This is a genomic window from Streptomyces sp. NPDC047049, assembly GCF_040643995.1.
Classification (GTDB): domain Bacteria; phylum Actinomycetota; class Actinomycetes; order Streptomycetales; family Streptomycetaceae; genus Streptomyces; species Streptomyces mooreae.
Window position 1 is genome coordinate 344,643 of sequence record NZ_JBEYVM010000007.1, and the last position, 8,059, is coordinate 352,701.

Sequence of the window (8,059 nt, forward strand, 5' to 3'; positions counted from 1 at the left end):
AAGCCTTACCTGTTGACGATCGCGATTCGGTGGTCTCCCGCATGACTCGTGCCCCCGCCGCTCCGCCTGCCGTCCACCCCGTCGCCGAGTCCTACGCCCGGCTCTCCGCGGCCTTCCCGGGCCTGCGGGTGACGCTGTGGGACGCCGCCCCGCCCAGCGGCGACGGCTGGGTGTGCGCGGCCGGGCTCGCGGCCGGCGGCGAGAGCCTGGACGCCTTCCTCGCCTGGGACGACGCGCAGATCGTGCGGGATTACGGACAGCGCGCCCGGCCGGACGTCATCGCGAGCTTCGCCCTGCACCGCTACGCCTGGCCCGCCTGCCTGCTGATCACCCTCCCCTGGTTCCTGCACCGCCGGGTCCCGCACCTGCCCGTGCAGGACGTCTCCTTCCAGCGCGAGCTGGGCAGGATGGCGGTGCGGGTCAGCGCCTTCAGCTGCCTCCCGGACGACCCCGCCGCGGCGCTGCCCGGCGCCCGGGTCGTCCCGGACGAGGAGGCCCTGCGAGCGGAGGTACGGGCGGCGGTGGCCCAGCACCTGAGGCCCGTACTGGAGGGCTTCCGCGCCCGGATGCGGCGCGGGCCGCGGGCGCTGTGGGGCATGGCGTCCGACGAGATCGTGGAGGGCCTGTGGTACCTGGGGCAGCTGCTGGGCGAGGAGCCGCGCGCGGTGGCCGAGCTGGAGTTGCTGCTGCCGGGCGCCACCGCTCCGTACGTGGGCGGTGCGGGATTCCGCGAACTGACCGGGCCGCGCGGCCAGTCGCTGCCGACCCGGGACCGGGCCGGCTGCTGCATGTTCTACACCCTGCGGCCCCAGGACACCTGCGTCACCTGCCCGCGCACCGCGGACGAGGAGCGCATCAGGCGCCTCACCGCGGCCACTTGATCCCCGCGCCGCCCCGCTCCTAGCCGATATCCGGCCACCTCCCGCCCGCGAAATGGCTTCAATAACGCGGCGAAATCAGCTCTGCATAGCCTCGGCGCACGAACGTCATGCGTGTTTTGCCCAAGCCACACGGCCCCCGACACGTCGCCAGGTCGAGAGCACATGCCCGTCGTCGGGCCACGAGGAGTTTCGGAAAATGAGCGGTGCGAAGACTGCGGGTGCGGCGGAGTCCGGTGCCCGGGAGGAGCTGTTCGCAGGTGTCCCGGCGCGGTGGCAGGGCGAGCCGTCCCCCGTCCCCGCCCTGACGCTGCCCGAGCTCTTCGAAGCCCAGGTGCGCCGCACCCCCGACGCCCCCGCCGCGACCTTCCGGGACCGGACCCTCAGCTATCGCGAGCTGAACGAGCGCGCCAACCGGCTGGCCCGGCTGCTGGTGGCGCGCGGCGCCGGACCCGAGCAGATCGTCGGCGTGCTGATGCCGCGCTCGCTGCACCAGATCGTGTCACTGGTGGCGGTGACCAAAACCGGTGCCGCCTACCTGCCGGTGGACGTCGACTACCCGGCCGAACGCATCGCCTACATGCTCGGCCACTCCGACCCCGTCTGCCTGCTCACCACCGCCGACTCGCCCGCCGCGGAAGGGCTCGCGGACCGGCTGGTGCTGCTGGACGACCCGGCGGTGGACGAGGCGCTGCCCGGCCTGCCGGACACCGATCCGGGCGACGCCGAGCGCACCACGCCGCTGCGCATGGCCCACCCGGCGTATGTCACCTACACCTCCGGCTCCACCGGGACGCCCAAGGCCGTGGTGATCGAGCACCGCGCGCTGGCCGACTATCTGGCCTGGGCACGTAAGGACTACCCGAGCATGGGGCCGGGCGGCACCTCGCTGTGGCACTCGCCGGTGTCCTTCGACATGACCGTCTCGGAGTTGTGGGGACCGCTGGTGTCCGGCGGGCGGGTGCTGGCCGCCGCGCTGGAGGAGGACGCGCACGCCGGCACGGTCTCCTGCACCTTCATGAAGGCCACCCCGAGCCATCTGCCGATGCTCCATCTCCTCCCGGACGGCTACTCCCCCACCGGTGAGCTGATGCTCGGCGGTGAGGCACTGCAGGGCGCCGCACTGGACGAGTGGCGCCGCCGCCACCCCGGGGCCACCGTCATCAACGTGTACGGCCCGTCCGAAATCACCGTCAACATGGCGCAGTTCCGGCTGGAGCCGGGCCGGCCGACGCCGGACGGCGTGCTGCCGCTGGGCCGCGTGATGGACAATATGCGCGGCTACGTCCTGGACGACCGGCTGCGTCCGGTGGCACCGGGCGTCACCGGTGAGCTCTACATCGCGGGCCCCGGGCTGGCGCGCGGCTACTTCAGGCAGCCGGCACTGTCCGGCGAGCGGTTCGTCGCCGACCCGTTCGGGGCGCCGGGCGAGCGGATGTACCGCTCCGGTGACCTGGCCCGATGGACGCAGGACGGGCAGCTGGTGTTCCGCGGCCGCGCCGATCACCAGGTCAAGGTCCGCGGCTTCCGCGTCGAGCCGGGCGAGATCGAGGCCGTGCTGACGCAGCATCCGCAGGTTTCGCGCGCCGTGGTGCTGGTCCGTGAGGACCGCCCCGGCGACCAGCGGATCGTCGCGTATGTGAGCTGCGCGGAGGGCGCCGCCGAGCCGGATGCCGGGACGCTGCGGGCGCATGCCGCCGAGGTCGTGCCGTGGTACATGGTGCCGTCGGCCTTCGTCGTGATCGAGGAGTGGCCGCTGACGCCGAACGCGAAGGTGGACCGCAAGGCGCTGCCCGCCCCCGAGTACCGCACCGGTGCCGGCCGCGTTCCGCGCACCGCGACGGAGGAGACCCTGTGCCGGCTGGCCGCCGAGGTGCTGGGCCTGGCGTCGGTCGGCGTCGAGGACAACTTCTTCGATCTGGGCGGTCACTCGCTGCTGGCCAACCGGCTGACCAGCCGCATCCGTGCGGCCATGGACGCCGAGCTGCCGATGAGCGCGGTGTTCGAGGCACCGACCGTCGCCGAGCTGGCGGGCCGCCTGGCCGGCGCCGACGCGGCACGCCCTGCGCTGGCACCGGCCCGGCGCCCGGAGCGTATCCCGCTCTCCCCCGCCCAGCAGCGCCTGTGGTTCCTCCACCAGCTGGAGGGCACCGGCCCGGCCTACACCATCCCGATCGCCGTCCGGCTGACCGGTGAGCTGGACCGCACCGCCCTGGAGGCGGCGCTGGGTGATGTGCGGGCGCGGCACGAGGCGCTGCGCACCCGCTTCGCCGAGCACGACGGCGAACCCCACCAGGTGATCGTGGACGCCGGACAGGAGCCCCTGGAACTCGAATTCGCCGAACTGGACGGGGCCGAGCAGCTTCAGCGGGTGCTGGCCGAGCAGGCCGGGCACGGCTTCGACCTCACCGCGGGTGTGCCGCTGAAGGCCGTCCTCTACCGGCTCGGCGAGCGCGAGCACGTCCTGCTCCTGCTGGTGCACCACATCATCACCGACGGCTGGTCCCGCGATCCGCTCACCCGCGACCTGTCCACCGCTTACACCGCGCGCGCCGGCGGCCGCGCCCCGGCCTGGAAGCCGCTGCCGGTGCAGTACGCCGACTACACCCTGTGGCAGCGCGGGATGCTGGGCGACGAGAGCGACCCGGACAGCGCCGCCGCGAGGCAACTGACCTTCTGGAAGCAGGCGTTGAGCGGCACTCCGGAGCTGCTGGAACTGCCGCTGGACCGTCCCCGCCCCTCCGTCGCCAGTTACCGCGGTGCCGTCACCCGCTTCACCTTCGACGCCGCTCTCCACTCCCGTATGGCGGAGCTGGCGCGCGAGTGCGATGTCACGGTGTTCATGGTGCTGCAGGCCGCCCTCGCGGCCCTGCTCTCCCGCATGGGCGCGGGCACCGACATCCCGATCGGCACCGCCGTCGCCGGCCGCACCGACGAAGCCCTGGACGACCTCGTCGGCTTCTTCGTCAACACCCTCGTCCTGCGCACCGACGTCTCCGGCGACCCCACCTTCCGCCAGCTCCTGGCCCGCGTCCGCGAAACCGACCTGGCCGCCTACGCCCACCAGGACACCCCCTTCGAGCGGATCGTCGAGACCGTCAACCCGGTCCGGTCGCTGTCCCACGCCCCCCTCTTCCAGACCATGCTGACCTCGCAGAACACCCCCGAGGACACCATGGCGCTGCCCGGCCTGGAGGCGGTGGCGCAGGACGTGGCCAAGGCGGTCGCGCCGTTCGACCTCTCCTTCCACACCAAGGAGAAGACGACGCAGGACGGCACGCCCGCGGGCATCGACGCCCTGCTGGAGTACGCCACCGACCTGTTCGACCGGGCCACCGTCGAGGCGCTGACCGCCCGTCTGGTACGGCTGCTGGGCGAGTCCACCGCACAACCGGACGCCCCCGTCGGCGAGTTGGAGATCCTGACGGAACAGGAGCGGCGGCAGGCGCTGGAGGAGTGGCAGGGCCGTCCGCACGAGGTGTCGGGGAAGACACTGCCCGTCCTCATCGAGGAGCAGGCGCGGCGGGCGCCCGACGCCCCCGCGGTCGTCCACGAGGACACCCAACTGACCTACGCCGAGCTCAACGAGCGCGCCAACCGCCAGGCCCGGCTCCTGGTGCGGCGTGGGGTCGGCCCGGAGCGCTATGTCGCGGTGGCGCTGCCCCGCTCGGTGGACCTGGTGGTGACCCTCCTGGCCATCGTCAAGGCCGGCGGCGCCTATCTGCCGCTGGACCCGTCCTACCCCGCGGACCGGCTCGGCTTCATGCTGGAGGACGTGGCGCCCGTGCTGGCCGTCACGGCCCGGGGCGTGCTCGACCACGTCCCCGCGCCGTGCCCGTCGTTGCGCCTGGACGACCCCGAGGTCCTGGCGGAACTGGCCGCCCAGGACTCCACCGACCTCACCGACGCCGACCGCAACGCGCCGCTGCTGGCGGACAACGCGGCCTTCGTCATCTTCACCTCCGGGTCGACCGGCCGCCCCAAGGGCGTCACCGTGCAGCACCGTTCGCTGGACGCCTACCTGAGCTGGACCCGCACGGCGTACCCGGGTGTGGCCGGACGGGCCCTGGTGCACTCGCCGGTGGCCTTCGACCTCACCGCCACCGGCCTGTTCGCGCCCCTGACCTCCGGCGGCTGCGTCGAGCTGGTCGAGCTGGACGGACGGACCCAAGCGGCGGACGGGCGGCCACAGCCCACCTTCGTCAAGGCCACCCCCAGCCACCTGCCGCTGCTCATCGAACTGCCCGGACAGTACTCACCGAACGAGCAGCTGGTGCTCGGCGGTGAGTCGCTGATGGGCGAGGTCCTGGACGAATGGCGGGGCCGGCACCCCGGTGCCACCGTCATCAACGAGTACGGCCCGACGGAGACCACCGTCGGCTGCTCGGAATTCCGCATCGAGCCGGGCGAGAGCGTCCCGGCGGGCGTGGTCACCATCGGCCGGCCGATCTGGAACACCCAGATGTTCGTGCTGGACGCCCGGCTGCGTCCGGTGCCCACCGGCAGCACCGGCGAGGTGTACATCGCCGGTGACCTGGTGACCCGCGGCTACCACCGGCGCCCGGACCTGACCTCCGGCCGCTTCGTCGCCAACCCCTACGGCCCGCCGGGCAGCCGGATGTACCGCTCGGGTGACCTGGCCAGGTGGCGGGCGGACGGCCAGATGGAGTTCATCGCGCGCGTCGACGACCAGGTCAAGCTGCGCGGCTTCCGTATCGAGCTGGGCGAGATCGAGGGCGTCATCGGGGCGCACCCGAAGCTGGCGCAGGTGGCCGTGATCGTCCGCGAGGACCAGCCCGGCGACAAGCGTCTGGTCGGCTACGCCGTCCCCGCGCCGGGGCAGAGCGTGGACTCCGCCGAGCTGCGCCGCTACGCGGCCGGGCAACTGCCCGACTACATGGTGCCCGCGGTCTTCGTGCTGCTCGAAGAACTCCCGCTCACGGTGAACCGCAAACTGGACCGCAAGGCGCTGCCCACGCCCGACTACGGCGTCGCGGCCGGCGCTTCGGGGCGTGCGCCGCGCACCGCGCACGAGGAGATCCTGTGCGGCGCGTTCGCGGAGATACTGGGCCTGCCGCGGGTCGGCGTGGACGACAACTTCTTCGCGCTGGGCGGGCATTCACTGCTGGTCACCCGGCTGATCGCGGGGCTGCGCCGGACGCTGGGGGCGGAGCTGCCGATCCGGGCGGTGTTCGAGGCGCCGACCGTCGCCGAGCTCGCCGCCCGCCTGGCCGACGCGGGCACGGCCCGTCCGCCGCTGGTGGCCGGCGAGCGCCCGGCGCGGCTGCCGCTGTCCCCCGCACAGCAACGGCTGTGGTTCCTGCACAAGCTGGCGGGCCCCAGCCCGACGTACAACGTGCCCGTCGCGGTGCGGCTGACCGGTGAGCTGGACCGTGCGGCGCTGCAGGCGGCGCTGGCCGACGTGGTGGAGCGGCACGAGGCGCTGCGGACCCGCTTCGCCGAGGAGTCCGGCGAACCGTGCCAGGTGGTACTCAGCGGCGAACCGTCCCGGCCGGTGGTCGAGTGGGTCGAGCTGAACGCACCGGATCAGCTGGAGACTGCGTTGGCGGAGGCCGCCGCGTACGGCTTCGACCTGACCGCCGGGGTCCCCCTCAAGCTCACCCTCTTCAAGCTCTCCGAAGACCGGCACGTCCTGCTCATCCTGCTGCACCACATCGCCAGCGACGGCTGGTCCATGGGACCGCTCTCGCGCGACCTGTCCACCGCCTACACCGCCCGCGCCGACGGCCGCGCCCCGGCCTGGGAGCCGCTGCCGGTGCAGTACGCCGACTACGCCCTGTGGCAGCGGGACATGCTGGGCGACGAGAACGACCCCGGCAGCGTCCTGTCCCAGCAGCTCGACTTCTGGCGCAAGGAACTCAGCGGCGCGCCCGAGCTGCTGGAACTGCCGCTGGACCGGCCCCGCCCGGCCGTCGCCAGTCATCGCGGCGCCACGGTGGAGCTGAGCGTCGACGCCGAGCTGCACCGCGCGTTGCTGTCCTTCGCCCAGGGCTCGGGCGCCACGCTGTTCATGGTGCTGCACTCGGCGGTGGCGGCCCTGCTGTCCCGTATGGGCGCGGGCACCGACATCCCGATCGGCACCGCCGTGGCGGGGCGCTCCGACGAAGCCCTGGACGACCTCGTCGGCTTCTTCGTCAACACCCTCGTCCTGCGCACCGACGTCTCCGGCGACCCCACCTTCCGCCAGCTCCTGGCCCGGGTCCGCGAAACCGACCTGGCCGCCTACGCCCACCAGGACACCCCCTTCGAGCGTGCCGTGGAAGCCGCACAGGTCACCCGGGTGCTCTCGCACACGCCGCTCTTCCAGGTCTCGTTGAACCTGGAGGACGGCACCGCCATCACTCCGGACCTGCCCGGGGTCCAGGTCCGGCCCGAGCCGGTCGGCGTCCCGGCCGCCAAGTCCGAGCTGGTCTTCGGCCTGACCGAACAGCACACGACGGCCGGCGAACCGGCAGGGCTCACCGGTGAACTCACCTACGCCTCGGACCTCTTCGAGCGCGCCGGGGCAGAGGCCCTGGCCGGGCGGCTGATCCGGATGCTGCGGACCATCGCGGCCAATCCGGACCGCAGGGTGGGCAGTGCCGAGATCCTTACCGAGGAGGAGCAGCGCGAACTGCTCGTCACTCGTAATGCCACGGAGCGGGTGGTTCCGGCGCTGACGATGCCGCAGCTGTTCGAGGCCCAGGCCGCCCGGGCACCGGACGCCGAAGCCGTCGTCTACGAAGACACCGTCCTCACGTACGGCGAACTCGACCGCCGCGCCAACCAGCTCGCCCGCCTCCTGATCACCCACGGAGTCGGACCCGAACGCCTCGTCGCGCTCGCCATGCCCCGCTCCGCCGACATGATCACCGCCGCCCTCGCCATCCACAAAGCCGGCGGCGCCTACCTCCCCATCGACCCCGACTACCCCACCGACCGCATCACCTACATGCTCACCGACGCCCACCCGGTCTGCATCCTCACCACCTCCACCGTCACCCTCCCCGACACCGGGCACCCCCGCATCCTGCTGGACAACGACGACGACATCCGGCACCTGCCCCACACCCCGGTAACAGACGACGAACGCACCACCCCCCTCCACCTGCACCACCCCGCCTACCTCATCTACACCTCCGGCTCCACCGGCCGCCCCAAAGGCGTCCTCGTCACCCACA

2 protein-coding genes are annotated in these 8,059 nt (G+C 72.7%); both read left to right on the plus strand.

What is annotated here, in order from left to right; translation table 11 throughout:
* Positions 1-41 precede the first annotated feature (41 nt).
* Positions 42-881: a (2Fe-2S)-binding protein gene (locus tag ABZ851_RS19545; protein ID WP_361128902.1), complete on the plus strand. Its 840-nt coding sequence runs from the start codon at positions 42-44 to the stop codon at positions 879-881.
* 196 nt (positions 882-1,077) lie between these two features.
* A partial coding sequence (locus ABZ851_RS19550; RefSeq protein ID WP_361128905.1) for an amino acid adenylation domain-containing protein occupies positions 1,078-8,059 on the plus strand: 6,982 nt, incomplete at its 3' end.